This window comes from Pseudomonas sp. SIMBA_067, assembly GCF_046534675.1.
Classification (GTDB): domain Bacteria; phylum Pseudomonadota; class Gammaproteobacteria; order Pseudomonadales; family Pseudomonadaceae; genus Aquipseudomonas; species Aquipseudomonas putida.
Genome location: NZ_JAWRYH010000367.1, coordinates 1 through 275 on the forward strand (window position 1 = coordinate 1; position 275 = coordinate 275).

1 protein-coding gene is annotated in these 275 nt (G+C 38.9%); it reads right to left on the bottom strand.

Annotated elements, in window-relative coordinates:
* Positions 1 to 275: MFS transporter (locus tag SB765_RS29470; protein ID WP_410932466.1), on the bottom strand; the 275-nt coding region annotated here is incomplete at both ends.

Sequence of the window (275 nt, forward strand, 5' to 3'; positions counted from 1 at the left end):
TACACAAGATTTTAAACGGCTGATTTTGCCATAAAAAGTGAAGTTGTGTTTTTAAAGATAATTTATGCGGTGGATTGCTCACTCGCTCTTTGGTGTAACGAAAACAAATTAAAAATAACACCACACCTAGGCAACTCATAACCAGCATGGTGAGTTGATAGCCCATTTCGTTATTACCATTGCCAAACCATTTTACTAAAGGCAAGGTGCAGCTTGTAACCAGTAAACCACCTAACATGCCAAATACGAACCGGTATGATTGGATGGAGACACGT